General features: G+C 45.7%; 34 protein-coding genes. 5 read left to right on the top strand and 29 right to left on the bottom strand.

All coding sequences use genetic code 11. From position 1 onward, the window contains the following. Positions 1 to 66 precede the first annotated feature (66 nt). A complete protein-coding gene (locus OC443_RS02365; RefSeq protein ID WP_083601522.1) occupies positions 67 to 264 on the bottom strand; it encodes an envelope stress response protein PspG in 198 nt (65 codons plus the stop codon). Between the two features lie 262 nt (positions 265 to 526). Then, positions 527 to 1531, bottom strand: a complete 1005-nt coding sequence (gene dusA / locus OC443_RS02360; RefSeq protein ID WP_073580028.1) for a tRNA dihydrouridine(20/20a) synthase DusA — start codon at positions 1529 to 1531, stop codon at positions 527 to 529. Positions 1532 to 1638: 107 nt separating this feature from the next. Here dusA and OC443_RS02355 point away from each other — a divergent pair, with 107 nt between their 5' ends. Further along, positions 1639 to 2715, top strand: coding sequence for a site-specific integrase (locus tag OC443_RS02355; RefSeq protein WP_073580027.1), 1077 nt, complete (start codon positions 1639 to 1641; stop codon positions 2713 to 2715). Positions 2716 to 3064: 349 nt separating this feature from the next. Here the strand turns inward: OC443_RS02355 and OC443_RS02350 are convergent, their stop codons facing one another. From OC443_RS02350 to OC443_RS02255, 20 genes are all read right to left on the bottom strand, one after another. Then, a complete protein-coding gene (locus OC443_RS02350) occupies positions 3065 to 4084 on the bottom strand; it encodes a DUF3289 family protein (RefSeq protein ID WP_143169217.1) in 1020 nt (339 codons plus the stop codon). Between the two features lie 195 nt (positions 4085 to 4279). Next, complete coding sequence (locus OC443_RS02345) at positions 4280 to 4432, bottom strand: hypothetical protein (protein ID WP_200796886.1); 153 nt, start codon at positions 4430 to 4432, stop codon at positions 4280 to 4282. Next, on the bottom strand, positions 4432 to 4653 hold the full coding sequence (locus OC443_RS02340) for a hypothetical protein (RefSeq protein ID WP_073580025.1): 222 nt from the start codon (positions 4651 to 4653) through the stop codon (positions 4432 to 4434). Before OC443_RS02340 ends, OC443_RS02345 begins: the two co-directional genes overlap by 1 nt. A gap of 100 nt (positions 4654 to 4753) precedes the next feature. Next, positions 4754 to 5272 carry a virion protein gene (locus OC443_RS02335; RefSeq protein ID WP_234976326.1) on the bottom strand — a complete coding sequence of 173 codons (519 nt, stop codon included), beginning with the start codon at positions 5270 to 5272 and terminating at the stop codon, positions 4754 to 4756. Further along, positions 5265 to 5429, bottom strand: coding sequence for a hypothetical protein (locus OC443_RS02330; protein ID WP_159440306.1), 165 nt, complete (start codon positions 5427 to 5429; stop codon positions 5265 to 5267). Before OC443_RS02330 ends, OC443_RS02335 begins: the two co-directional genes overlap by 8 nt. After that, the gene (locus OC443_RS02325) at positions 5422 to 5949 is read right to left on the bottom strand and encodes a hypothetical protein (RefSeq protein WP_073580024.1); all 528 of its coding nucleotides are present in this window, start codon (positions 5947 to 5949) and stop codon (positions 5422 to 5424) included. The genes OC443_RS02330 and OC443_RS02325 overlap by 8 nt, the downstream gene beginning before the upstream one ends. Then, the gene (locus OC443_RS02320; protein WP_073580023.1) at positions 5946 to 6554 is read right to left on the bottom strand and encodes a YdcH family protein; all 609 of its coding nucleotides are present in this window, start codon (positions 6552 to 6554) and stop codon (positions 5946 to 5948) included. Before OC443_RS02320 ends, OC443_RS02325 begins: the two co-directional genes overlap by 4 nt. 1 nt (position 6555) lies before the next feature. Beyond that, entirely contained in the window at positions 6556 to 7263 is a 708-nt protein-coding gene (locus tag OC443_RS02315) for a hypothetical protein (RefSeq protein WP_073580022.1), read from the bottom strand. Further along, positions 7263 to 7673: a hypothetical protein gene (locus OC443_RS02310; RefSeq protein ID WP_073580021.1), complete on the bottom strand. Its 411-nt coding sequence runs from the start codon at positions 7671 to 7673 to the stop codon at positions 7263 to 7265. The genes OC443_RS02315 and OC443_RS02310 overlap by 1 nt, the downstream gene beginning before the upstream one ends. Beyond that, positions 7670 to 7879 (bottom strand): hypothetical protein, encoded by a 210-nt coding sequence (locus OC443_RS02305; protein WP_073580020.1) that lies wholly within the window; start codon positions 7877 to 7879, stop codon positions 7670 to 7672. The genes OC443_RS02310 and OC443_RS02305 overlap by 4 nt, the downstream gene beginning before the upstream one ends. Further along, entirely contained in the window at positions 7876 to 8028 is a 153-nt protein-coding gene (locus OC443_RS02300) for a hypothetical protein (RefSeq protein WP_200796885.1), read from the bottom strand. Before OC443_RS02300 ends, OC443_RS02305 begins: the two co-directional genes overlap by 4 nt. A gap of 9 nt (positions 8029 to 8037) precedes the next feature. Then, positions 8038 to 8310, bottom strand: a complete 273-nt coding sequence (locus tag OC443_RS02295) for a hypothetical protein (protein WP_073580019.1) — start codon at positions 8308 to 8310, stop codon at positions 8038 to 8040. Positions 8311 to 8319: 9 nt separating this feature from the next. Continuing rightward, positions 8320 to 9123, bottom strand: a complete 804-nt coding sequence (locus OC443_RS02290) for a major capsid protein P2 (protein ID WP_073580018.1) — start codon at positions 9121 to 9123, stop codon at positions 8320 to 8322. A 248-nt stretch (positions 9124 to 9371) separates the two neighbouring features. Then, positions 9372 to 10031: a type IV secretory system conjugative DNA transfer family protein gene (locus tag OC443_RS02285; protein WP_073580017.1), complete on the bottom strand. Its 660-nt coding sequence runs from the start codon at positions 10029 to 10031 to the stop codon at positions 9372 to 9374. Between the two features lie 5 nt (positions 10032 to 10036). Further along, positions 10037 to 10513, bottom strand: coding sequence for a hypothetical protein (locus OC443_RS02280; protein WP_073580016.1), 477 nt, complete (start codon positions 10511 to 10513; stop codon positions 10037 to 10039). Beyond that, positions 10513 to 10902, bottom strand: coding sequence for a hypothetical protein (locus OC443_RS02275; RefSeq protein WP_073580015.1), 390 nt, complete (start codon positions 10900 to 10902; stop codon positions 10513 to 10515). Before OC443_RS02275 ends, OC443_RS02280 begins: the two co-directional genes overlap by 1 nt. After that, the gene (locus OC443_RS02270) at positions 10895 to 11074 is read right to left on the bottom strand and encodes a hypothetical protein (RefSeq protein WP_073580014.1); all 180 of its coding nucleotides are present in this window, start codon (positions 11072 to 11074) and stop codon (positions 10895 to 10897) included. The genes OC443_RS02275 and OC443_RS02270 overlap by 8 nt, the downstream gene beginning before the upstream one ends. A 10-nt stretch (positions 11075 to 11084) precedes the next feature. Further along, positions 11085 to 12776: a rolling circle replication-associated protein gene (locus OC443_RS02265; protein ID WP_073580013.1), complete on the bottom strand. Its 1692-nt coding sequence runs from the start codon at positions 12774 to 12776 to the stop codon at positions 11085 to 11087. Continuing rightward, complete coding sequence (locus OC443_RS02260) at positions 12763 to 12942, bottom strand: hypothetical protein (RefSeq protein WP_143169216.1); 180 nt, start codon at positions 12940 to 12942, stop codon at positions 12763 to 12765. Before OC443_RS02260 ends, OC443_RS02265 begins: the two co-directional genes overlap by 14 nt. A 186-nt stretch (positions 12943 to 13128) precedes the next feature. After that, positions 13129 to 13383, bottom strand: a complete 255-nt coding sequence (locus tag OC443_RS02255; RefSeq protein ID WP_073580011.1) for a pyocin activator PrtN family protein — start codon at positions 13381 to 13383, stop codon at positions 13129 to 13131. 159 nt (positions 13384 to 13542) lie between these two features. Here OC443_RS02255 and OC443_RS02250 point away from each other — a divergent pair, with 159 nt between their 5' ends. Beyond that, positions 13543 to 14139 carry a S24 family peptidase gene (locus tag OC443_RS02250; protein WP_073580052.1) on the top strand — a complete coding sequence of 199 codons (597 nt, stop codon included), beginning with the start codon at positions 13543 to 13545 and terminating at the stop codon, positions 14137 to 14139. Positions 14140 to 14874: 735 nt separating this feature from the next. On the opposite strand, the gene OC443_RS02245 is transcribed toward OC443_RS02250, so the two are convergent. The 3 genes from OC443_RS02245 to OC443_RS02235 form a co-directional block, all read right to left on the bottom strand. After that, positions 14875 to 15060 (bottom strand): hypothetical protein, encoded by a 186-nt coding sequence (locus OC443_RS02245; protein ID WP_073580008.1) that lies wholly within the window; start codon positions 15058 to 15060, stop codon positions 14875 to 14877. Between the two features lie 106 nt (positions 15061 to 15166). Beyond that, positions 15167 to 16090, bottom strand: coding sequence for a DMT family transporter (locus OC443_RS02240; RefSeq protein ID WP_073580007.1), 924 nt, complete (start codon positions 16088 to 16090; stop codon positions 15167 to 15169). Between the two features lie 94 nt (positions 16091 to 16184). Next, complete coding sequence (locus tag OC443_RS02235) at positions 16185 to 16889, bottom strand: helix-turn-helix domain-containing protein (protein WP_073580006.1); 705 nt, start codon at positions 16887 to 16889, stop codon at positions 16185 to 16187. 225 nt (positions 16890 to 17114) lie between these two features. On the opposite strand from OC443_RS02235, the gene OC443_RS02230 reads away from it, so the two are divergent. Next, positions 17115 to 17963, top strand: a complete 849-nt coding sequence (locus OC443_RS02230) for a substrate-binding domain-containing protein (protein WP_073580005.1) — start codon at positions 17115 to 17117, stop codon at positions 17961 to 17963. Positions 17964 to 18108: 145 nt separating this feature from the next. Here OC443_RS02230 and OC443_RS02225 read toward each other — a convergent pair whose 3' ends face one another. From OC443_RS02225 to OC443_RS02215, 3 genes are all read right to left on the bottom strand, one after another. Further along, the gene (locus OC443_RS02225) at positions 18109 to 18573 is read right to left on the bottom strand and encodes a GNAT family N-acetyltransferase (protein WP_073580004.1); all 465 of its coding nucleotides are present in this window, start codon (positions 18571 to 18573) and stop codon (positions 18109 to 18111) included. Positions 18574 to 18606: 33 nt separating this feature from the next. Then, positions 18607 to 18828: a hypothetical protein gene (locus OC443_RS02220; RefSeq protein WP_143169215.1), complete on the bottom strand. Its 222-nt coding sequence runs from the start codon at positions 18826 to 18828 to the stop codon at positions 18607 to 18609. A gap of 344 nt (positions 18829 to 19172) precedes the next feature. Beyond that, entirely contained in the window at positions 19173 to 19463 is a 291-nt protein-coding gene (locus tag OC443_RS02215; protein ID WP_143169214.1) for a hypothetical protein, read from the bottom strand. 1096 nt (positions 19464 to 20559) lie between these two features. On the opposite strand from OC443_RS02215, the gene OC443_RS02210 reads away from it, so the two are divergent. Then, positions 20560 to 20757: a hypothetical protein gene (locus OC443_RS02210; RefSeq protein ID WP_073579998.1), complete on the top strand. Its 198-nt coding sequence runs from the start codon at positions 20560 to 20562 to the stop codon at positions 20755 to 20757. A 750-nt stretch (positions 20758 to 21507) separates the two neighbouring features. Continuing rightward, positions 21508 to 21792: a NadS family protein gene (gene nadS / locus OC443_RS02205; protein WP_073579997.1), complete on the top strand. Its 285-nt coding sequence runs from the start codon at positions 21508 to 21510 to the stop codon at positions 21790 to 21792. Between the two features lie 20 nt (positions 21793 to 21812). Here the strand turns inward: nadS and OC443_RS02200 are convergent, their stop codons facing one another. After that, the gene (locus OC443_RS02200; RefSeq protein WP_073579996.1) at positions 21813 to 23297 is read right to left on the bottom strand and encodes an esterase/lipase family protein; all 1485 of its coding nucleotides are present in this window, start codon (positions 23295 to 23297) and stop codon (positions 21813 to 21815) included. Between the last annotated feature and the right edge of the window lie 86 nt (positions 23298 to 23383).

Here is a 23383-nt window from a genome sequence, read left to right as displayed (position 1 = left end):
ACCGGATAAATTCTTGTGATTTAACCGGCCAGGGTCACAAATATTTCAGGCCAGGGAGGCGCAGCGTTATCGCTTTTTCACGAAGTAGTAGACAATTGCAATCACAATCAAAACCGGCAGCCATTTCAACAGCATTCCCAGCACACCGAAGAACAACATCATGACAACAGTCAGCCCGATAGCCACTCCCACAGACACAATTGTGACGCCCATGACGGCCAGCGTTCCGACAAAAATCAGTAACATTAATAACTCATACATCATGTATTTTCTCCTTCGATCATCCAACAGAACATCAACTCAGTCTGGTTCAGAAAAGTCTGTCGGCGATCCCGGCTTCACCGGATGTTTTACGATAATACCAAAGCTTTACAAAAAGCAGACTTGCAGAAAACAAGCCAGAACAGCAACAATCACTTAATGCCTTGTTTTTGCCGTATATTTACTAAAAGAAAGCAACGTATTAAAAATAGCATCATCATGAAATTCACAAAGCATGGTCAATTTCACTGAATCTTAGTCAATCTCACACATCTAACTCAGCGGGAATTTTCTTCAGGGCCGTTTGCAATACTTCAATCCCGGCACCAGGTTTATGCGCATTTTCACTGATATACCGCCGCCACTGGCGTGCACCCGGCATATTCTGGAATAAACCAATCATATGACGGGAAATATGCCCCAGATACGCGCCTTTTGTCAGTTGTGCTTCGATATAAGGATACATGGCTTCAACCACTTCAGAGCGCTTTTTCACCGGTGTATCCAGGCCGAAAATTTGTTGGTCGACTTCAGCCAGCAGGTAAGGATTCTGATACGCTTCGCGGCCCACCATCACGCCATCCAGATGCTCTAAATGCGCGTTGACTTCGGCCAGCGTTTTGACACCACCATTAACCGCAATATTCAGATGAGGAAAATCCTGCTTAATCTGATACGCCCGCGGGTAATCCAGTGGCGGAATTTCGCGGTTTTCCTTCGGGCTTAAACCACTCAGCCAGGCTTTGCGGGCATGAATAGTAAACTGTTCACAGCCTCCTTGCTCTGCCACGATAGTAATAAAATCACTCAGAAATTCGTAAGAGTCCTGATCATCAATCCCAATCCGGGTTTTGACCGTCACCGGAATATCTACTTCAGCCTGCATCGCTGCCACGCACTCCGCCACCAGCTGCGGTTCCCCCATCAGGCAGGCACCAAAGCGGCCATTCTGCACCCGGTCAGACGGGCAACCCACATTCAGGTTCACCTCATCATAACCCCGTTCCTGCGCCTGCTTTGCACACACCGCCAGATCTGCCGGATTGGAACCACCCAGCTGCAACGCCACCGGATGCTCTTCTTCGTTATACTTCAGAAAATCGCCCCGGCCATGAATGATCGCACCGGTTGTCACCATTTCGGTATACAGCAGGGTCTGAGAAGACAGCAGGCGATGGAAGTAACGGCAGTGACGATCTGTCCAGTCAAGCATGGGTGCAATGGAAAAGCGACATACTAGATAACTATTTGATTTTAATACATATGACATAAATAACCCAAAAATTAACCATATAAAATACCCCTTCAAACTCCTTCAAAGTCCTGCAACTTAGATGTATAGTACCCCCCACAGTACCCCTTCAGAAGTAGGATAAAATGGCTAGTTACAGTATTGAAACCCGGACCTTAACAAATGGTGACCTCAGATTCAAAACTACAATTATCGTAAAAAAGGATTCTAAAATTGTACACCGTGAATCAAAAACGTTTAAGAAAAAAGCTCTGGCAAAAACATTTGGCATAAAACGAGTAAACGAACTAGAAGAAGGGGGACTCATTAAAAATAAGTCAGTCCCCCTTGGTGAACTAATAGACATGTTCATGAACGACAATGATCTGTGGAGAAACACCGGACGAACAAAGCGATATGTTATTCAGATGCTTAGAGATTGCGATCTCGCAAAAGTTGACAGTAACAAACTCAAAAGCAGCGATTTGATACAACATTGTAAAAACCGCAAAGCAGCAGGAGCAAAGCCTGTGACAATTTATCATGATGTTGCTTACCTTCGCTCAGTGATGAAACTTGCAAAGCCTGTCTTTGACATCACAGCAAACTACCCCGTATTTGAAGAAGCAGTTCCCATACTGATTGATATGAAGCTGGTAGGAAAGAGCCAAAAACGCACACGCCGCCCGACAACAAATGAATTGGAAAGACTCCGGGAAGAACTGGAAACGCGGCAATCATACCGACCCAATGGCCAGATCCGCATCCCTTATATAGATATATTAGATTTTAGTATTCTCACCTGTATGCGTATCGGTGAGGTTTGCAAAATCACTTGGGACGATCTGAATAAAAAGCATAAGACAATACTTGTCAGAGACAGGAAAGATCCAAGGAAGAAAGAAGGCAATCATATGATAGTGCCATTGTTAGGTGAATCATATGATATTGCGATCAGACAACCCAAACAAAGTGATCGAATATTTCCCTATAATCCGAAAAGCGTTACCGCTGGATTTCAGCGGGTCAGAAATAAACTAGGAATAGAAGACCTTCGATATCATGATTTAAGGAGAGAAGGCGCAAGCCAGCTATTTGAAAAAGGTTATTCTATTGAAGAAGTCGCACAAGTGACCGGACATAGAAACTTAAATATTCTGTGGCAGGTTTATACTCAATTATTCCCCCACAGACTGCATGATAAAAAATTATCAGTTCTATAAAACACATCAATTGTATGACATTTACCTTTTATCACTTAATAATAAAGCTCTCGATTACAAGAGCTTTATTTTCATTAAAGGTAAGCATGAATAAAAGATAAAATAAAATAAGTTGCCACAGGAATTCCTCCAAGAAACATATATACTCCGAACCAATACCATGATTTTTTATAGAAAGTGTATATAGAGCCAGTTATCCACATTGATGGTGTACCTAAAAAAAACAGTAATACCCAAATTAACTCTGGCATAAAATCCATATTAATATCTATATTAAAAAAAGAAATACACCATATATATATAAACCAGACAGGAGGACATAGAAGCAGTGTATTGACTATGATTGGTTTCATAGTTTAAATCCTATTTTTGTTATAAATGGTTTATAACCGTATTTTTTATAGTGCTGCAATATGTACCATGATCTAAACCCTTCTAATCGCTCAAAAGGAAGGCTATTGATATTTATATGTTTATGGTCTACATCAGCGGAATCCAAACCAAAATGATCTTGAATTTCATATTTAAATACCCCTCTAATTTGATTTCCTTTATATTCCATTTTATCTGCATATACTTTCATTGCCCATATTCCATGAACAGTAATAACTGTTCCTTTAATAATGTCTAGGGATTTTGTTTTAAATTGTGGAAGAACAGCCCCTTTCCCAGAAGTTCTCATATAACTACTAGATATATTTACAATATCTTGACTTAGCTCACCATCTTTAATGTTTTCCCCTAAACATTTTTTCAGAGCAGAATGGAAGATAGTGGTTGTTTTATGTTCTTTCATTGCGTCATCTAATAATGGATGCATATAATAGCCACCTTTATTTTCCTCAAACTTGTCTACCATTTTAGAAAATAAATTTTTTGCATTTCCTAACATAGAAAAGCTGATAATGCCCTCACCTAGGTCTCTCATCCGTTTGAAATGCTCTTGTGCAGGTAAAGTAAATTGATCCTCTACAAGAATATCATAACCTCGCGTCGGAGAATATCTGGTCTTGTTTCTGAACGGTAACCAAAACCCATAAGACTCAATAGTATCTCTTGATTCTTCACCATACCTCATATCTTCAGGACATGAAGATTTTGGATTATCAGGGTTATAGAAAGTGTCCATTTTATTCTTTGTTTCAAACACTAAGCGAGGGAATGATCCAGAAACAGGACGCCAGTCTTTTTGATCGCCAGCTTCTTTTTCTTTACTTTTTTCTATCCTCTTTAATGTATTATTGCTCGCTTGTATTCTTTGCTGGATCAGTTCTAACTTTTTTTGTTCTCTTTTTTCAATTGCTGCATGGTCAATAGCACTATAGCGAGAGCCGTTTACTCCATAAGGTAGAGGACCTTTACCTGACATTATAATTTACCTAACTAACTGAAGATGAATAATTTAAATTTATGCTTAAATACTACGGTTGTGAGTAGAGAAGAAAAAGGAAGGAAAATACAAATTTCATCATATGAGATATTCATTCAATTAAATATAATCATTACTGATTATTTAATTATAAAAATCCCCTCAACGAGATATCATCAAGGGGATTTACATAAATTATTTTTTTTGCTCTAAGTTAGTGACCCGTACATCCATTTTCTCCATCATCAGCCGAAGCCACTTAACATCTGTTCTCAGTGTTACCCCCACGCCAACCCCACTAAACAACGCACTGACAGCGGCAACAATTAAAGTCTGATACTCTGCCATTATTTAAACTCATCCCGTAAAGTCTCAAACAAACCAATCAGCACCGGAACCACCGTCCCGACAATCCCACCGTACTGAATCCCGGTATCTGTCACACTGGCCGTTAATAAGTCCGGATGACCGAACGCCAAAGCAGCCCCGGCACCGACTAAAGCGATCCCTTTTTGGGTGGAAGGCTGGTTTAAATCGATATTGAATTTGTCTTTTAAAAAATCACTCATAATAATCCACTCTTTTTAAGACCTTTAATTGTATAAGCGGCAACGATTGCCCCTGCGACCGATAGCGCTATTTTCTGTAGATAAAATTTAGTTGTAATACTCATGCCAGCATCACCCCATCCCTGGCAGTGCCAATATCATAATACTGGCCGGATTCCTGCCGACTCATTGCCAGCAATACATTTGAAAGTGTGTTTCTGTCATAGACATCAACGGTTTGATGAGGTCCGATGCCGGTCCAGTTGCTCACGTTCCGGATATATGTTGCTGTGTCGTTCTCACTGACCGGCGCCCACCGGCTGATCATTTGTGAGAGTGTTTTGTATCCGCTCCGGTAGTAGGTGCGCAAAATGCGCGCCCCGGCTCTGAACCCGTATTCCGCTGATTCAAATTGAACAAAAGACGGATCTGTATTGATTTCGCACATTCCCTGCCAGTCTGTTCCGTTGTCCCGGATATTCAGCGGATTGTTGTTTCTCACTCCGCGTGGTTGACTTGATTTCACTGTATTTTCTCCTGCTCCTGATGTCGCAGTGCTGCCGGTAGCGGCCCGGTATATGACATAACCCATACCAGCAACCGACGCAATTGCAGCACTGAATAACACCCATTTATTCATTGCTGACTGGCTCCGGGTCAACGAACTGGCCGTTCACGTATTGAAGACCGAGTAAACTATCGTCAAATTCAGGTACAGCAATTTGATTTTTGTCTTGCGGTGGAAATGACATTATTCCCACAACAATATTGTTTTCATTCAGTTGTACGCTATACATATTCAATCACCTGTACTCTCATCCATTTATTGGCTGAGCCAATCCGGTTCAGCTTCAGTGTTGTTGCTGACGTGAGTTCTGCATACCCGGCAGAGTCTTCAGCATTCACGTTCACAAACGTTTTCGCCGGATTGACCGAAGGAATTGTGATGGTTGGGCCCGTCTTCGTGGTGATTTGATAAATACGCCGAATCACACTGTGGTTGTTAATGGCTGTCAGTATGGTTGCTCTTGCATTTTTACAGACGTCAATCACCGCCGTTTCTGTGGTGGTAACTGCCGTTGTGGTTGATTTAATCGCTGATTCAATTGCCGTTCTGGTCTGTGTGAGTGCAGTCGATGTTTGCTCACTGGCAGAACTCAGAGAGTCAGTTACATCTGTTTTCACTGCTTCAAGCTTTTCAGTCACACTCTCTGATAGTGTGCTCTGGCTACTCTGAATTTCGGTCTGAGCTGTCGTGAGCTTTGCAGCCAGCGCCGCAAATTCTGAAGACAGGTCTACCGGGTTACTAATCCTCATTTGACCCCCATAACGGTTAGTTTTGCGGTGGTCTCACTGGCGTTATATCCATACACCTCACCACTGAAATCAATGCTCAAGCTACCAATCGCGGACTGACTCCCCATTGCCAGCAATCCCCGGTTTGCAGCCGTGCTCTTGTCACCAATTCTTACTTTTGTCATTGCATCACTGATCACCTGAATCGTGACCTGACGAAATCCGCCACTGGTGAGCCGGACGCTTTCCCCCGGTTGAATGGTGATGTCATCAAACGTGCTCATCTGAGCCGGTAAGATGGTTTTCACCTTCAGCCCGTCATCCACTTTGACGTGAGCTTCAAACTGAATTGGCTCAATGATTTTTCTAATCACAATATCGTCAGTGGCGGCGGGTTTATGCTCTAAATCAGAGATCTGATAATCGAATGTCACCTCACCGGCCTGATGATGTTCAACAAACAATTCATTAAACTGTTCTACATTGATCCGGTCTCCGGTCTGAAGACGCTGAGGGCGCAATGTATCGGTAGAGACATAAACCGGGGCGGAAGAGGCCCTGACAATCAGATAACGGCCACGGCCACCGACGGAAATCTGTTTTTTTGCATTCGCTTCGATAATCATGTTACTTCCTCATCACGGCAATCATTGCCACCCCAAGCACGACAGCAACCGCAACGGTCACTTTCATCATGTCTGATGAGCTGCCTGTTTGACTGCGCTGTGAAGCACTGTCCGCCAGTGTTAACGCCGATTTTGCGGTCTGATTTGACTGGCTCGCCATCGAACGAACGGCGCTAATTGTGTCTTCATTATTTTTACGCAGTGACTGCATCGCTTCTTTTGCGGTTTCGGTCTGCCGTTTGGCTGAAGCCGTGCCGAAGTCCAGCGCACTGGAAAATGATTCCTGAGCTGTAGATAAAGCCCGTTTAAGCGTGCTTTCATTCGACTGAAGCGCCGCTTTTGTTGTGGCTTGTGTGGCTGCCAGTGCATCGCGACCAAACCCCAGCGATTCTTTCATGGCCTTTTGACTTGTCTTCAGTGCGTCTTTACCGAATTCAAGCGAGCTGTTACCGAAATCAAACGCTTCTTTCGTGGTCTTGTTATTTGAATTCAGGGCATCAGAGACCGCTGATGCATTACCTTCAATTGCTTTTGATGCAATATCAGCCGCCGCTTTGATTGCGCCCTGATCGGTCATAGTGGCGTTAATGGTGCTGTTATTGGCACCGCTGACCACAACCCCCAGATTATCGCCACTGATCGCGCTGGTTCCGCTGGTATTTGTGTTTGTTGTTGTATTTGTACTTGTTGAATGTCCGCCGCCGCCCATTATTTCACCCCCAAATCAAGAGACATCACTGTTTCCGGCTGCTCTTGCCTGATACGTTGAAAACCAAGTGCCCGTAACATGCGGGTCATCCCCGGTCTGACCGTGTGATATCTGAGACTTGAATACCCTTGTGACTGAACCGCCCGGATAATATGCGGGACAGCCTGTTTTAATCCGCGCCCGGTCAGGGCCAGAATCAGGTAATCATTGCTGTCAGTTACCAAGCCGACGAACCGGACGGCAACGCCACGGCCTTTCAATTGATAAAAGCTGGCCTGTTTGCTGATCACTGCATCCCGGCAAAACTGATATTCGTATTTTGCCGCCGGAACACCGTTAAAAGCGGGTCGTAAAAAAGAAAACTGCGCCTGAATATCGGCCCTGTCGTGCCTGATGAGTGTGAATTTCATTTTTTGACCACCCATACAATCGCAACGGCTGCCACCGCCAGCCACGGTAACCACGATGAAGAACCACCACCAAAATTGATAGAGCCGTTCTTAATCCCGCCAATATCATTTTGACCTTTTGCCGTACTTGGTCCGGCTGCTCCACCGGCGGCACTGATAGGCATAGAGCCACTATTTGTCAGCCCGCCGCCAATACTAGGAATCATTGCGCCCCCTTCACGGCACGGTAAGCGAGATAACAGCCGCCCCCGATAGCACCGAACTTAAGCAATTTAGTCACACCGGAGCCGGACCAGAAGCCCGCCCCGAATCCGAGCGCCCCGGCAGCAAGCGGGGCTAAGTAAATCAATGGCATGTTTCCCCCTTACTTTTTCAGCGCCAGAGCGAACAGGCCCAGCACAACCAACACGCCAACCCCACCGCCGACATATAACAGCGTTTTATCGGTTTTGGGCTGAATCTGACTGGCGGTGACTGCGTTCCCGTTATCATCCGCCTGCTGCATGGTTTGCGGGGCTGTCTTCGAATTCACACTCTGTGTGGGTTGGGTAGCTGCATCGACAAGGTTGTCGAATCCCTCTCCAACGCTATCAAGCAAACCCGAGCCAAAGTTACCCAGATCATCTAAAAATGACATCAGTCCCCCTTAGCGGAGCAGGTCAGGACGAACGATTTTGACGGACTCAACCACAATCGGAATCGAGCCAACCGGCTTGTTAGTTTTGACCGTGAATTTCAGTTCGTTCAGATGGGCCGTTTTAAACAGTTCATCAATAAAGTAGCCGCGCATGATGGGATCAAAGTGATACATGCCTGCTTGCCAGAAACGTTTATTCCGTTTGGCGCGCATCGTATCGACCGACCGCGTGGTGTCATAGACTTTCACATAATCCCGGTAGATTTCGAGGCCGTTCACCTCTTCAGATAAGAAGTGCATCCGGCGAACCAGCAGCAGCGGCCCGGAAACCAAATCAAGAAATTCGTTTTCTGTGGCTGTGGCCTGCATCGTCTGACGTTTGATTTGCGGGATAACCACACGCACGCCCTGCGCCGGTGAAACGGTCGCATGACCTTTCAGATAGACCGTGGCCGGGTCTTCATCGGTTTTTTCTGCGATATCAATATCTAAAATGATATTGTCGCCGGCTTCAGTCACCAAAGAGGTGTATTTCATGCCGTTCTTTGTTTTGGCTGAAATATCGGCCAGCGGGATATGATAGAAATCTGAGGCGGGCATACCTTTGTAAGATTCGAGTGCCTTCATCAGTTTTCCGTCAAGCACGATAATTTCATCACCGTTCAGTGTGATCGTGACGCGCTGGATTTGTTCCGGCTTCAGGTTGGTTTCCAGAAAAATCTCTTCATAGACCGGGCCGGTTGGAATGGTCAAAGAAGCTTTTTCACCCCAGCCAACGCCCGTAAATGAGTTTAATTTCATGACTGAATTCATTGATTCAACTCCCTTAACCGATCGCATCTTCAACAGCATCAACATTGTTTGATGCCCAGACAACGACGGCGGCAACACCGGCAGCAATCAGGCTGACAACAGCAATATTCTTTCCAGTTAGTTTCATGTGTTCCTCAAATTAAAAAGCCGCCCAACATCAGGCGGCCTTTACTTAAACATCAGATTTACAATCGATTCCTAACCGGATTTAGAATCGGGTTTACAATAAATGTGACTTAGATCTCATTTTACCATTTGATCACGCCTTTTTTGTATTGCTTGCCGTCCTGTAAGAGATACTCAAGCGGGTTTAACTGATCGATATCACGGGCTGATATCCCGGTCATTTTTTCCAGATAAATTGCACTGGCGCGGGTTTTCTGCATCATCACACAAGCGCGCTGACAGTTATCAATGATTGTTTTTGATACCTCCTGACCCCGTTGAAATAAGTTAATTGAATGAAGATTAAACTTCCGGCCCAGGCGTAAGATCTTGCCGTGGTAGCCGGTCGCCTTTCCTGCGTTTTCGCTGTGCTCTGCTACTTCTTCACAGATGATTTTCAGTGGCTTTTTGTGCTTGCCGTTACCGAGCGCCCAAACCACCTGACAGAACTGATCAAAGTCTTTTGGTTTGGTTTCGTGTTTTGGCTGATAAGCAATCTTGAACCCCTGCCGGGTCTTTCTCCCGGCTATCAGGGCCGTTGCAAAGTCTTTGATGTTCTCATAGCCCCGGACGACTCGCCCGGCAAGCTGGCCGGTGTAATCGCCCATCGGGTCAAAAATGGCGACCTGATCTGTCGCCTGTATAAATAATTTTTTCGCCGCTGAAGTCTTACCGCTGCCGCTCATCCCAACCGCAAAGACATGACCATTTTTCAGGGCGTTATTCGGGTTAATTGGCTGCATGGGGGTTACGCTCCATGTGGTTCCGGCTCTTGCTCCTCCGGGGTGATATCTTTGGCTTGATCAATCGCTTTCAGGGCTTTGATTTGAGTGAATGAAGAGAAACCGAGCGCACCGGCAGCAACAACGAAAGTTAATTCTTCCCGGTAAGCCGCCAGCCATGGCGGAAGCTCACCGTTGTACTTGACGAACAGGGGAGCGGCAGCGGTGGCAACGTTGTCAATCTGCGCGGTATCAAAGGTAAAATCCTTATGGGCAAATTGTTTGATGAGCTGCTCTGTCACCCCCAGAACGGCTTTTGTGGTTGCTTCCCCGGCAGCAAGTGCCGCTTCTTTTTTCGGGTCTGATTTCTGAACAGCGGTATCCGGATTAAAATCTTCCCCGGAAAGCTCCTGAAGCAATGCGTTTTCTTCTGCTTCAGAATGGGTTTCTAAAATTTCTTCTGGTTGTACTTCGTTTTCTGAATATTCTGTTTGATTTTCCATTACGCCACCGCCTTGATTGTTTTAATGATGCCACCACAGACCAGCCCCAGAACGGCCCCGATTCCGACACATTTCACCGTTGTGACTGGTTTAGATTGTGGTTCCGGTTTGGTTTCAGATTCGGTTTGCTTTTCCGTCTGGACGGGCAAAGATTCCGGTTGTGGTTCCGGCTCTGGCTGCTTCATCGCCTCTATCTGTGCCTGTACCACTTCAAGCGGCTGAAAGGTTTTCATTTCTGCCTGTGCTGCTTTGCCTGTTCGGGTATCCGGGCCACACTCACACCGGCCATGCACGAACGCTGCTCTTTTGCCTTTGCCCTGTTTGATCGCTTTGGGTTGCTGGCAGGTCCGGCAAACGACGTAACCTAAAATATCAGTTGAATCAGTCATGATTTATCTTCCCCTCCAATGTGTTTAATCGTTGATTGAAGGCTTTGAATAACCAGATGGTTTTCATCAGCCAAGGTTTAATGAAACCAAATCCCATTGGCGGCTTATAAGCTTTGGATTCCGTATCCATTTCATTGAGTAAACGGTTTGTTTCGGTTTGAAGATTGCTCATTTATTTCCTTTCAGGTGATTGATTGATATTGTCGGAATTGCCTTTCAAAGGTCGATAAAGCATGGTTGATTTCGTCATCATCCGGCGTTGGCGGGTAGGCTTGTTCTAACAAGCTTTTCCAGTCTGCGCGCTTTTCCAAATATCGTTGGTATTGCGGCTCGTACCGTTCTATTGCAGAACGCTTGATATCAGTCAGGTCTGCGTCTGGTGTATTCATTGTCCAGTCACGCGCTCCGGCAGCCCATATAAGAAAATCGTTTATCTGGTCTTTGGCGTTTTCACCTTCGAAGGTGATTGAAAAATTGTTGTCACTCCGGGCGAATACGCCCCGAGACTTCATTTGTGTTTTTAGTTCTCTTGATTCTGTTTCCAGCGATTGGATCAGCCGTTGAAGGCGGACAATCTGACGTGAATTTCCTTCTGATTTAGCAATACCAGCGGCTTTGATGGCTTCTTTCTTTTTTGTTTGTTTACGCCTGATATCCCGTTCAATAGGTGCGCGCCACTGTTCGAGTTTGTAACCACACTCTTTGATGATGCCAGCCATGTTTGCAGCATCGAAGGAAGCAAGGACTTCCCAAGCCGGAGCGCGAGAACACCGGGCTATGTTGTAACGGTTCCCCCTGATTAGCCCTTGTTCGGCATTGTTACCTTTTGCGGCATAACCAACCGCCTTGATGATGTAAGAACCTGCCGCTTTCGGATATTTGATACGCTGAAGATTTGCCATGCCATGACCCCAGATTTTCTCAATCCGTTTTGCCCATGAATCAAATACATCGCGCTCAACACCCCAACGCATCAGTAAATGTACATGAGGGTTAGCTTCACCATCTTCATTTGCCGGACATTCAGCGACCCACATGTAATGAAAATCTTCTTCGGAGCCTTCAACAAAGCGGCTCTCGCTGCATTGAGAAATATTGTGCTGAAGGGCGTTATCCTGTTTGCCTTTGACTTCAGCATGAAATCCCCGCTGGTACATTTTTTTCAGGCCATCCAAGAACCGGGAAACTTCGCTTCCTAATGTGATTTCACCACTGAAGATCCGCGCTCTCTGTTCTGCATCAAAGGTGAGGGTAAGAAATGTTGTGAACCCACCATGAACAGCGGCCACATAAGCCCCGGATTCAAAAATTTTCCGCACAGCCCGAGAGGTCAGTTTTTCTGTGTAACGCTCACCATCATTTGCATCCGGTGCATCACAGGGACGGGGTTTATAAATCAGTTGCCCTTTGTACTGTCCTGACCATTCGCGGGACATCAGATAAAATCTTGATTTCCCGTCATCATTGCTTTGTTCATAGCTTTCATACAGCCCTTCATGGCTGAAGTAACTCTCAGAGCTGCTAAGGACTGACAGCGGTTTTAAAGCATGGTTTAAAGTGCTTACACGTTGCTGAATCCGGGATAATTTGCTTCTTAATCCCTCTTGTCGGACTTTTGCGCCCTTTGACAAGCCTATGTCTTTCAACGCTTCGCGTTGCGCTGCGCGCCCGGTTTCTGAGGATTTGCGAGTGCGTAAATGATGCAGTTGTTCATGATGCCGGACTTTAGCCAGTTCATCATGCATCCACTGATCATCCCTTGGATGAATAAAACCACTAAAAAAACCGCCCTCAACGGCGGCTATGTTCTGTCTGGTTTTCTCTGAATTCTGGGCAGCACCCGCGATGTATACAACATCTTTATCGCTCAGCATGTTTTAATCCGTGTTTCTCTCTTAGCTTTTGAATCAGGAACAGGTTTCTGTTGCGTTGTTCTTCTGTCAGGCTTTGCCCGGTGATCATGTCCGGGCAAGGCTTGTGATAAGGGACCAGATATTCGGAGTTATGCCCTTTAGGTAAGGTGTAATTCACTTCATCCATTGAAAGCCCCCTTATTCCTCCAGACTTTCCAGCAGTTGAACAGAGTCAATTAATGACCTGACTACACGCTCACGCATTTGAAATTCAAGCGGTGAAAGGTGTGTTGCTGAACCTAAAACGTTCAGCAATGCTTTAGCTTCACCAGAGTGTGAAAAGTCTATGTTTATGCTGTGTATGGGGGGTTGGTTATACATTGACTGACTCCCATTCTTCACGAGCCTGTTTATATTGACTATCAATGTAATCAGCTAGGTCAGAAATCATAACCATAGTCGGACAACGTTTAGATTCGCGCAATTTGAAGGTAGGCACAGGCAAATCACATGCTTTTGCTTGCTGCTCAGCTGTACCGGGAGTTATCCCGAAAAACTCATCACAAATATGCTTCAATTCAACAATAGGACTCTCAAACCGGGCTAATAATGCAAAACTTGTATTCATACCATCCATCTCATAGTAAAATTCGAAGAGGTTCGAGGAGGTTCAACGAAGTTCCAAAGAAAACAAAAGGAACTCAAAAGACCTCAAATAATCAACATGAGGAATTATGAGGTCTTATTTAAGATATTTCAACCTCACAATCAAAAAAAAGGACTTCAAATGAATTCATTCGACGAGCAATTAGCTGAGATCAAAAGCCTGACCAATACAACAAAAAATACTGATTTAGCAGAAGTTTTAGGTATATCACCTAAAACGGTTTCGACTTGGCGAGAAAGGCAGAAAATTCCTGATAAAATTTATTTAATGGCTAAACAAATAGCCAAAAAAAACGGCGGCATAGCGCCAATGATGCCACACGGCTATATTTCTATTGATATGTATCGCGCTGATGAACATGGTCAGCTGATTCAGAGCAATGAAACACCACCAATGATATTTAGTGAATCATTTATCGACTCTGAATTAAAAACAAAACCGGTTGAATTATTTATGATGATGGCCGACGGCGACAGCATGGCACCAACCCTAAAACAAGGCTCACCCGTTGTCATTCATCGTCAAAAGCTCAGTAATGATGGTATTTATGTATTTACATTTAAAAACCAGCTTATGATAAAGCGCCTACAGTTTTTAAGGAATGGTATAAATGTGATCAGCGATAATCACGATTATGAGGCGTGGGAATTAGACGACTCTGAAATAAATAAACTACAGATAGTAGGTAAAGTTGTTTGGAACGGAACTTTTATTTAAGGACTCGAGTGAGCCCTTAAATACTCAACAATGAGATTTGATTCGTTTAACCTCTACTTCAATTTGGCAGCACAGAGACCATAACATATCCCCAATTTGCGCCGCGCGTTCTTCTGTTAAATCAACTCTCCCCATATCCCACGCGGCCAATGCATCCGCCAGAATACAAATCCTTTCGTTATACATAAGGATTGATTGCAAACCTTTTCTCATTTAAATACCTATAGCAACTAACATTTAATCTAATAATTATATTGGGGGAATCTGAGATCCCGGTTCGAAAGTCACTCTATGTAATCGATAACGTCAAGTCAATATGAAACAATCGCAATCACGATTTTTTTAAATTCTATCATATGCATCTTTAGGCTATTTTCAGTACCCCTCTTAATAGTTACCCAAAAAAAACACCCCTATAGTTTCCCTTGATGTAATTAAGATGTTGATTTTATTTATTGATCAGTCCCATCAAGCATTGGGGCAACAGAAAAGCGGTTCGCTGAGAACATATTTGATATACCTGTATATTTTTCAAAACCTTAGCGAAAATTTCACTATGGCAACATCAAAGCAGTGGTCTTTATTTGAACGCGGATTATACATATCTGGTGAGGACGGGACAAATGGCGGTTTGATGATTGAATGAACAATCTTTTCATCCGTAGGCGTACCATACAAAAAGAGCCTCAATACATAGCGAAGCAGCTCTGCTCTGCCTCGAAAAATAAATCCGGTTTAAAGCGATTCTGTATGTACCTGATGTGTTGCCCCATGAATGGTAATCAGTTTGTTGAGGTAAAGCAGCAGTTCACTCGTATTTTCATCTTTCAGATTTATCTGCAACAGATCATCTTCCAGATAAATCAGATATTCGCGGGCTTTCCGGGCAAATTCAGGATCATACGAAATGGTTACAGGCATCAGGGCCTTCTGTGCCGTGAAAAAAGAATCACCACCATAGGTTCCTATTCCCGTCACCGGATTGAGCCGGTGAGCGGGCAGAATAATATTGGGGAATGCCCCGCCCTCAAGAATCCGGCACCCACGCTTTCACCACTGGCCACTTCACCACCTGAAACAACAGGCAAACCGCGATCAATCCCATCCCGTACCATCCGGTAGTACTGAACTTTTCTCCGACGAAAAATACTGCAAACAATGCTGCAACCACAGGCTCCAGTAGTGTGATCAAGGTGGCCTGACTGGCCTCGATATACCGGAGCCCGTAACCAAACAGCAGATATCCGACAAACATCGGCACCACCGCCATATACATAGCAACTGCAATATGTTTGCCGTCCGCAAACAGATGATCGCCGGTCAGGAATAACGAAGGCAGCAGCAGACATGCCGCCAGCCCGAACATCCCGGCCATTGAAGATTTTGAATGCACACCATTCTCTATCATTTGCCGGGCGCACCATGAATAGGCAGAATAACCCAGCCCGGCAATCAGCCCCAGACCAACCCCGCAGTAACGAAGCAGATGACCCTGGTTCTGTATCACCGAATCCTGTCTGCCCATCGTCATTAACACGATTCCGGCCGTACCAAACAAAAAGCTGATGAACCATTTAAGTGATACATATTTTTTGCTGATGAGACGTTCCAGTAACACAGTAAACAGTGGCGCACTGGCGATGGAAATCACCGTCCCGATGGCCACACCGGAAAAACGCATTGAGGAATAAAAAGCCAGCGGATAAATAGCAACAGACAAACCGCCGCAAAGCAGCAGCCCGGGTCGGGCAAGTAATCGCGTTTTGTCTTGCCGCAACGTGTGCCTTGCATTGAAAAACAGCAATAATCCCCCGCCACCCATGGCAAAAGCACCGATCGCCAGTGCACTGACATCCGGTATCAGGCTGGCTGCCGTTCCGGTAGTTCCCCAGATCACACTGGCAATAACAACGATCAACACCCCGCTGGTCGTTGGATTGTTCCCAAACATAAGCACTCCATGCAATTGAATCTCATGGCGATTATCTTATGTGGTTTTAACTCAATAGTTTTTGCTGAAAGGACGGTTTTATTTGCCCGTCAGCCTAAGTATATTTGGAAGGAGACAAACCAAAATGCAGTGAAAAGCGACGGCTGAATGCTGACAGGTCAGTATATCCAACCGCTTCAGCAACCCGCTGAACCGGATAATCCGTATGCAGTAACAGCGCCTGCGCTTTTTCCATCCGTAACTGAATCAGGTACTGCGTGACAGAAAGCCCCGTCTGCTGTTTGAAGATTTTCTTAAACTGTGTCGGACTTAAACAGGCCACAGCAGACAACCGGTCGATTGACAGTGGCTGAGATAAATTCATCTCCATATATTCCAGCACATTCCTGATTCTGTGGTCGAATTTCTGAATTAAACGCTGCTCAGCCAACAAACGGCGGAACGTGTTCAGCATCAGCTGTTCGATGTCAGCATTCACCTGATACTTCAGCTGCTGTTCAATAAAATTCAGAAAATGCAGCAGTGGCGGGGTTAAGGAAAAAACTTTGGTCGCAGCATCGGTGATTTGTTCAGGCAGTTGCGACAGGTCAGCAACCACAAATTTAGCTTCTTCTTGTGCTGAAAAATAGTGCATTTCACCGGACATCACCACCACACATTCCCCCGGAATGACTTTGCCCTGAAAAGCGCCGACTTCCATATTGATGACACCTCTCAGCGGCAGCACCAACTGATAAAAATCATGGCGGTGTCCGTTTTTCTGTCGGCAATAAGAACGGATGGATAACGAATCTGTCATTCAGCTTCCTGTCATTATCTGGTGGAAAGCAATGGGTGGAATCAGTCAGTAAAAACCGATCGATGACAAAAAGTATACAGAAGCAGCCAGATGAGACAATCCGATAGATTTCATTGAATTCATTCTTTTTATTTAGAACAATCAAAATCTGCATGCAGCGCGCATATCGGAATTTTGCTCTTCCTTAAAGTGTCAGCACAACGAAAAACAATAATAGGAAAATTTATGAAACTGACACAACCCCGCGTGCTGCTGACCGGCTTTTTTCTCAGCACTATCGTCTTCACCGCACCGGTATTTGCCCGGCACGACAGTACAAAATTACAGGTCATCACTTCCGGTGGTTTCTCTGCAGCATTTGATCTGCTCAAACCGGAATTTGAACGGGAGACCGGCATTGAAATCCAAACCTCTCACGGCTCTTCAACCGGCGGCGCAAAGGATTCGATTCCGGAAAGGCTTAAACGGGGAGAAAAGTTTGATGTGATTATTCTGTCCCGTCACTCACTGAATCAACGCACCAAAGCAGGATATGTCTATCCCGCGACCCGGACCGACCTGGTTGAATCCAAAATCGGTATGTCGGTCAAAGCCGGTGCGCCGAAACCGGATATCAGTACACCGGAAGCCTTCATTCACACCTTAAAATCCGCCAAATCCATTGGCTATTCCGCCAGCGCCAGCGGCACCTATCTGTCCACCAAACTCTGGCCCGACATGGGAATCTGGAAAACCATCCAGCCGAAGAGTCAGCGGATCCTGAGTGAACGTGTTGCCAGCGTGGTTGCCAGAGGTGATGTGGAAATCGGCTTCCAGCAAATCAGTGAAATCCTGCCGATTCCCGGCGCAGAATATGCTGGCCAGATTCCGGATAAATACCAGAAAGTCACCACATTTTCTGCCGGCATCATCCGGACCAGCCAAAAGCTGAAAGCCGCGGAGCGCCTGATTGATTATCTGTCTTCAAACCGTGTGGCTAAAACCATCCGTCAAACCGGCCTGTTCCCGGTCATCCGGGCAACCACACTGGCCACGAACTGGCAGCCCGAACAGGTTAACGGGACACAGCAGTAACACCGAAGCAGGCAATGACGAAATTTTGCAGATGATCAATCGTTGGACGGGTTCAGGCAGATATTGGTTACAGGTATCCCGATGTTTAAGTGACATGCCGGGTTTGTTGATCGCTGTCAGCCTGAACTGAACAGAGGAAGAGACATCATGGACGATCAAGTGGCATCATGTAAATCCGGGTCGCATCTCCGTTCAGATCATAGCCATCTTCAATCCGGGTCCAGCCAAATTTCTCATACAACCCCTCATGGTCCGTCACAAGATACATCGCCGGATAATTTGTCACTGCCAGTTCTGTTTTGGCATGCTCAAAATACAGATTCATCAGCCGCTTGCCCCGGTAGGCCGGATCAATATACACGCTGCACAGCCAGGGGGTTAAATCATGACGGCTGACAAAATCATTGATGATCAATCCATAGCAGCCAATGATTTTGTCCTGATCCAACAGGAGATAAAACTGAGGAATCGCCCCCGCAACCGGCGGAGAGTGGCTGATTGCGTCGTAATAAAACGCATAATTACGCTCAGAGCCCCATTGCCGGTGTACATATTTCACCGCTTCTTCCAGCCCGCCGGCATAGTCTCTGCAATTAACAATCTGATACATGTCGCTTCCTGCTCTGTATTTTTTTGGCAACAACTAATGGGCACCGCTCATAAACAGATGGGCAACCGCAACAACACCGCCAATACCACCGATGATTGCAGCCACCAGTGTACTGACAACCACCACCATTGTTTTATCATAGCGGGGCGGTCCCGAGGGTTGATGCATATGAACCACCAGCAGACTAATGAGCAACCCGGCAACACCGCATATTGAAGCCATAATCACCCCTGCAATGCCAATTACCATTCCCACAACGGATTATCCTTCTGTATGTATATAAAAGTTATTGATATAAACACAGAATATTAAACGCACTCAAACGGCTAAACAAAGGAAAACATGGCCGTAACTGACATAGATCTCAAAATAAAATTTCAACCGGATTTGAGATACAATTCAGGACAAAAACCACCGGGAGAAATCGTGTTGAATGTACCTGACCGTTTTGAAGAAAAAATGCAGGGCGGCAGGAAGCTGAAATCAGTTCAAGCGATCCTCAAAAACCTTTTCTGCGGTTAAAATTTTCCGGACCAGACATAAGCAAGGGGCGTTTCCGCCCCTTTAATTACGACACGCAGGGTGAATTCCCCTTTGTATCAATGATGATAAGACATCCATGAATTGGTTTCTGAAAAAGCATCAAATTGATCAGACTCCACCGCTTTATCAGGACTGCATTCTCCTCCCATCAGAGCGATCAAACCATAGAGTTCTTTTTCAGCGGTTTCATCCAAATCATGTTTGCGGATAAAACCTGCCATAACATCGATGATCTGTTTTGGATCGTCACCATGACTGAGCATTTTCACCAGCAGCAAATTCAGCTCTGTCATGTCTTTAGTCGAATAGATATAGCGATCCAACACTTGCTTTAGTTCGGAAAACATCACCATTTCCCCCATATCATCTGGTCAGTCTGACCAGAACCAGACCCGATACATATGCCCGGAGACTCCGGCATACGAACGGCCCGCGATCCCTTACTGATTAAATTATAGACAATGAAAACTGAATTGCAGACAATCGCGCCGCTTTGTGAACAACATTCACGGTGTGTCTTAAAATTGATATTGGTTCATTCGGCGATGATGCGGCGCGGATTTATTCGCGTCCTGCTCAGAAATCCTTAAAAACCCGTCCGGGGTTTTTATCCGCAGGATATTGGATTTCTCAGGTAATGGCGGTTGTTCACTTTGTGTTTTGATTCCCCCTAATCGCTTTCTGATGCATTCCCCGTATCAGAGGGCGTTGAAATTCAGGGATGAATTTCAAGGTTCGTTGAGCAGGATGCGAATCGAACCGTACCCCGGTTCACAGATGATGAACTCAATCAGCATCAGAATCAAAGCGATTCCGGGGCGGCCTTTTTCTCGTCACTCTTTTTGGCCGCGCAAAAAGAGTGACTGGGGCGCGTGCATCAGAAGCCGCTTGAAACAACAAAACTCACCTGCGCACCAAACCATCCACAACAGCCAAATACTTCTGAAATCAGCAGAAAGTGAGACCGGAAAAGAGTCACTGATATTGATGAACTTCTTGCGCATCAAAAGCAGTGCTACGGCTGAAGGAGCCGGAAGATGCTGACATAGCAGAGGTTTGGTACGCTAATCAGTTTGATCGATCCAGGCAGCATTTGATGCCCAACTATTCAACCCCATTACCTACAATTGACACCCACCGCCTCCAGAACTATTCTACCCGCTCACCGGCAAAATCCGGTGACGGGATTAGCACCCCGGTTGATATAGGGCATGTAAATGCCAGCCTCGCGCTGGTTTTTTTATATGTTGCTTTGGCACGCCTGAATATTGTGATGTCGTCTATTCTTCAGACACATTATTTCAAATCATGGTGAGCCGGGCTCGGGGCTGACTCCGGTCAGGCCGTTTCCTATGTCACGGTAGTGCTAACCCCGGTCCGGCTCACCACCCATTCTTAGCACCTCTGAGTGGTGATTCATTTCCCAAGACATAGGAGGCACTTATGCCTGCAACAATCACTTACAATCCTCACCTTTCCCAGAAATCCCGCGAATACCTGATTCAGCTTGAAGATCATCTTAATGAAACAGGCCAAAACAATCAGAACGCGCGCGACGTGTTACTTTATCTGAATAAGCTGCTCACCATTCATGCTTCTATCAGCGAAGTCACCACGATGAAGGTGGAAGTTCCGGAATAAGACGGTTGTTCTCAACTAAGCTAACTCAGAGTCACTTCGTTGAGGTGGCTCTTTTTGGTTTTCCCGTATGTATATCCATTCGTGATTCAGATAAGTACTTGGGCAGGAAGCGTTTCTCACTGTGGGCGGTTTGGTACGCTGATAAATTTTATCGATCCAAGCAGCATTGGATGCACGCGTCCCTGATACTTTTCAACGGATGAAAAGTATCCAAAAATCCTGTTTTATCAGGCTCTGGTGCATGCAATGCGGAGCGGATTTATTCGCGTCCTGCTCAGAAATCCTTAAAAACCCATCCGGGGTTTTTATCCGCAGGATATTGGATTTCTCAGGTAATGGCGGTTGATCACTTTGTGTTTTGATTCCCCCTAATCGCTTTCTGATGCTTTCCTGTATCAGAGGGCGTTGAAATTCAGGGATGAATTTCAAGGTTCGTTGAGCAGGATGCGAATCGAACCGTACCCCGGTTCACAGATGATGAACTCAATCAGCATCAGAATCAAAGCGATTCCGGGGCGGCCTTTTTCTCGTCACTCTTTTTGGCCGCGCAAAAAGAGTGACTGGGGCGCGTGCATCAGAAGCCGCTTGAAACAACAAAACTCACCTGCGCACCAAACCATCCACAAAAGGTAAATACTTCTGAAATCAGCAGAAAGTGAGACCGGAAAAGAGTACACTGTACACCTTCGATTCGCGAGCCGAGATGTGTGGATCGGGAAAAACGGATGAAAGAAGAAAAGGAGAAGATCAATGAGCATCTTCGAAGACCTGAAAGCCTCCCTTGAGGAAGCGACAGAAATTGAACAAGGGCAGAAAAAAGCAGCGCATGTCACCCGGTATGAGATTGCTGATGTCAAAGCGATTCGTGCTCAGCTGGCCGTCTCACAGGCTGAATTTGCAGCCGCGCTTGGCACCAGTGTGGATACGATCAAAAGCTGGGAGAGCAAACGCCGTAACCCGACCGGGCTGGCCGCTAAAGTGCTGGCGATGATCCAGGATAACCCGGAGATCTACCGCCAGCTGGCAATGTACTGATCAACACAAGCCTGAACGACTTAATCTACATTATCCCCGGAAGGTTTGGTTTTCTTGAAATCGTGCCGGGTTTCGGTTTTGAAGATCAGGCCTTCTTTATGCAGTGTTGGTTTTTCTGCACTGTCAAAGCGGAATACGTTTTTATCCACATAACGATGCAGAATAATTTCGATATAAAAGGTTTCGTTCGGCATCACTTCAATGCTGCCACTCTCAGCTCTGTATTCAACCGGACGATAGTAAGCAAGACAGTTTTCGGGTCTGGCGACCTCCTTCGTTTCATCATCCGGCTGACCCGACTGATTGATTAACTGATACCGGCTGGGTCTGGCGATCAGTCTGAACCCTGTCAGCTTTTTCTGCATCAGATTATTGTAATCCACGTAATACACCAGATGATTCGGATGCGCTGCATTCTTCTGACGATCCACAAAGAAACCTTTGGCCAAATCATCCGGATCTGTATTCTGACCACCCAGCAGGATCAAATCATAATCATTGACCGGCACGCCCTGATCATCTTTTACGATAAATACCAGATTGGCATACCGGTGACCACTTTTCTGTGTTTTCTGTGTCAGCTCAACCAGTTCATTGCCACGCTGAAGATAATCATCTTCACTGTTCACCTGAAAACATTTCAGCATTTCTGCAACCTGAACTTTGGATGATTTCGTGCTGATCACACTACGCATAATCCCCTTTTTCGCCCCGGAGTGACTGGTATTCGGCACCACACCCAGCGGAACAGTAACAGGCCTGCGGATGTCACCTTCCTGCTTCAGGAGATGCACATGAAAATGTTCCTGTAAAAATTCCACTTCGTCCTGCTGATCCGACTCAACCAGCTTCACCATGCTGTAATTCATATTCGCGCCGGAAACCCGCACCACCCCATCAGAACCGCCTTCAGTCAGGTAGCTGTTCACGAAATCATAGAATTTCCGGTCGATACTCTGGCCGGTTAAAACAAACGGAAAGAATCCGGATTTGGCCGGTTGATAATCCAGATATTCAGCCGCCAGATCAATTTGCGGCTGACTGCCCAATGACAACCAGTCCAGTACCTGCTGACCCGGTTCAACCCCATCGAACCAGGCCTTAATTCTGCCGACTCTTTCTTTACCCAAAGCCGCCAGCGGAGAACCATGGTTAGCTGGTGCCAGCATCACCAGATGACGCAGCGGGCTTTGTGCCAGCTTACTGCTGCCGTAATAACGCTGAACCCATTCCCGGACCACAGGTCCACCGGTTGAATGGGTAATACAGGAAAACTCTGCAATCTTTTCACCATCCGGGATCTGATCATGCAGCGCCCGGTTAAATGCACGGACAATATCATCCATGCTGACCGTGTCATTAAAGCTGATATACCGGCCAAGCCAGATATGTTTGATATCAACAGTCAGGCCGTAGCTACCAGCCTGAGCGGCAATGGCCTCCGGCAACAAACCATAGGTGTTGGTATCAGTCACACTCCAGCCATGAACAAAAATAACAATCATCGCCTTATCCTCAATTCATAAGAAAGGAATCTCACCACCAAAGATCAACAGATCTTATAATCAAACAATAGCTTATACATACAGTT

Origin of the sequence: Vibrio quintilis (assembly GCF_024529975.1) — a bacterium.
GTDB classification, from domain to species: domain Bacteria; phylum Pseudomonadota; class Gammaproteobacteria; order Enterobacterales; family Vibrionaceae; genus Vibrio; species Vibrio quintilis.
The sequence above is the reverse complement of the archived record's forward strand: the minus strand, read 5'-3'. Positions and strand labels throughout refer to the sequence as shown.

Bases quoted from the DNA above. Each gene is read 5' to 3' on its own strand.
- OC443_RS02365 (WP_083601522.1), bottom strand. From the start codon at position 264: ATGATGTATGAGTTATTAATGTTACTGATTTTTGTCGGAACGCTGGCC.
- dusA (WP_073580028.1), bottom strand. From the start codon at position 1,531: ATGTCATATGTATTAAAATCAAATAGTTATCTAGTATGTCGCTTTTCC.
- OC443_RS02355 (WP_073580027.1), top strand. From the start codon at position 1,639: ATGGCTAGTTACAGTATTGAAACCCGGACCTTAACAAATGGTGACCTC.
- OC443_RS02350 (WP_143169217.1), bottom strand. From the start codon at position 4,084: ATGTCAGGTAAAGGTCCTCTACCTTATGGAGTAAACGGCTCTCGCTAT.
- OC443_RS02345 (WP_200796886.1), bottom strand. From the start codon at position 4,432: ATGGCAGAGTATCAGACTTTAATTGTTGCCGCTGTCAGTGCGTTGTTT.
- OC443_RS02340 (WP_073580025.1), bottom strand. From the start codon at position 4,653: ATGAGTGATTTTTTAAAAGACAAATTCAATATCGATTTAAACCAGCCT.
- OC443_RS02335 (WP_234976326.1), bottom strand. From the start codon at position 5,272: ATGAATAAATGGGTGTTATTCAGTGCTGCAATTGCGTCGGTTGCTGGT.
- OC443_RS02330 (WP_159440306.1), bottom strand. From the start codon at position 5,429: ATGTATAGCGTACAACTGAATGAAAACAATATTGTTGTGGGAATAATG.
- OC443_RS02325 (WP_073580024.1), bottom strand. From the start codon at position 5,949: ATGAGGATTAGTAACCCGGTAGACCTGTCTTCAGAATTTGCGGCGCTG.
- OC443_RS02320 (WP_073580023.1), bottom strand. From the start codon at position 6,554: ATGATTATCGAAGCGAATGCAAAAAAACAGATTTCCGTCGGTGGCCGT.
- OC443_RS02315 (WP_073580022.1), bottom strand. From the start codon at position 7,263: ATGGGCGGCGGCGGACATTCAACAAGTACAAATACAACAACAAACACA.
- OC443_RS02310 (WP_073580021.1), bottom strand. From the start codon at position 7,673: ATGAAATTCACACTCATCAGGCACGACAGGGCCGATATTCAGGCGCAG.
- OC443_RS02305 (WP_073580020.1), bottom strand. From the start codon at position 7,879: ATGATTCCTAGTATTGGCGGCGGGCTGACAAATAGTGGCTCTATGCCT.
- OC443_RS02300 (WP_200796885.1), bottom strand. From the start codon at position 8,028: ATGCCATTGATTTACTTAGCCCCGCTTGCTGCCGGGGCGCTCGGATTC.
- OC443_RS02295 (WP_073580019.1), bottom strand. From the start codon at position 8,310: ATGTCATTTTTAGATGATCTGGGTAACTTTGGCTCGGGTTTGCTTGAT.
- OC443_RS02290 (WP_073580018.1), bottom strand. From the start codon at position 9,123: ATGAATTCAGTCATGAAATTAAACTCATTTACGGGCGTTGGCTGGGGT.
- OC443_RS02285 (WP_073580017.1), bottom strand. From the start codon at position 10,031: ATGCAGCCAATTAACCCGAATAACGCCCTGAAAAATGGTCATGTCTTT.
- OC443_RS02280 (WP_073580016.1), bottom strand. From the start codon at position 10,513: ATGGAAAATCAAACAGAATATTCAGAAAACGAAGTACAACCAGAAGAA.
- OC443_RS02275 (WP_073580015.1), bottom strand. From the start codon at position 10,902: ATGACTGATTCAACTGATATTTTAGGTTACGTCGTTTGCCGGACCTGC.
- OC443_RS02270 (WP_073580014.1), bottom strand. From the start codon at position 11,074: ATGAGCAATCTTCAAACCGAAACAAACCGTTTACTCAATGAAATGGAT.
- OC443_RS02265 (WP_073580013.1), bottom strand. From the start codon at position 12,776: ATGCTGAGCGATAAAGATGTTGTATACATCGCGGGTGCTGCCCAGAAT.
- OC443_RS02260 (WP_143169216.1), bottom strand. From the start codon at position 12,942: ATGGATGAAGTGAATTACACCTTACCTAAAGGGCATAACTCCGAATAT.
- OC443_RS02255 (WP_073580011.1), bottom strand. From the start codon at position 13,383: ATGAATACAAGTTTTGCATTATTAGCCCGGTTTGAGAGTCCTATTGTT.
- OC443_RS02250 (WP_073580052.1), top strand. From the start codon at position 13,543: ATGAATTCATTCGACGAGCAATTAGCTGAGATCAAAAGCCTGACCAAT.
- OC443_RS02245 (WP_073580008.1), bottom strand. From the start codon at position 15,060: ATGCCTGTAACCATTTCGTATGATCCTGAATTTGCCCGGAAAGCCCGC.
- OC443_RS02240 (WP_073580007.1), bottom strand. From the start codon at position 16,090: ATGTTTGGGAACAATCCAACGACCAGCGGGGTGTTGATCGTTGTTATT.
- OC443_RS02235 (WP_073580006.1), bottom strand. From the start codon at position 16,889: ATGACAGATTCGTTATCCATCCGTTCTTATTGCCGACAGAAAAACGGA.
- OC443_RS02230 (WP_073580005.1), top strand. From the start codon at position 17,115: ATGAAACTGACACAACCCCGCGTGCTGCTGACCGGCTTTTTTCTCAGC.
- OC443_RS02225 (WP_073580004.1), bottom strand. From the start codon at position 18,573: ATGTATCAGATTGTTAATTGCAGAGACTATGCCGGCGGGCTGGAAGAA.
- OC443_RS02215 (WP_143169214.1), bottom strand. From the start codon at position 19,463: ATGTTTTCCGAACTAAAGCAAGTGTTGGATCGCTATATCTATTCGACT.
- OC443_RS02210 (WP_073579998.1), top strand. From the start codon at position 20,560: ATGCCTGCAACAATCACTTACAATCCTCACCTTTCCCAGAAATCCCGC.
- nadS (WP_073579997.1), top strand. From the start codon at position 21,508: ATGAGCATCTTCGAAGACCTGAAAGCCTCCCTTGAGGAAGCGACAGAA.
- OC443_RS02200 (WP_073579996.1), bottom strand. From the start codon at position 23,297: ATGATTGTTATTTTTGTTCATGGCTGGAGTGTGACTGATACCAACACC.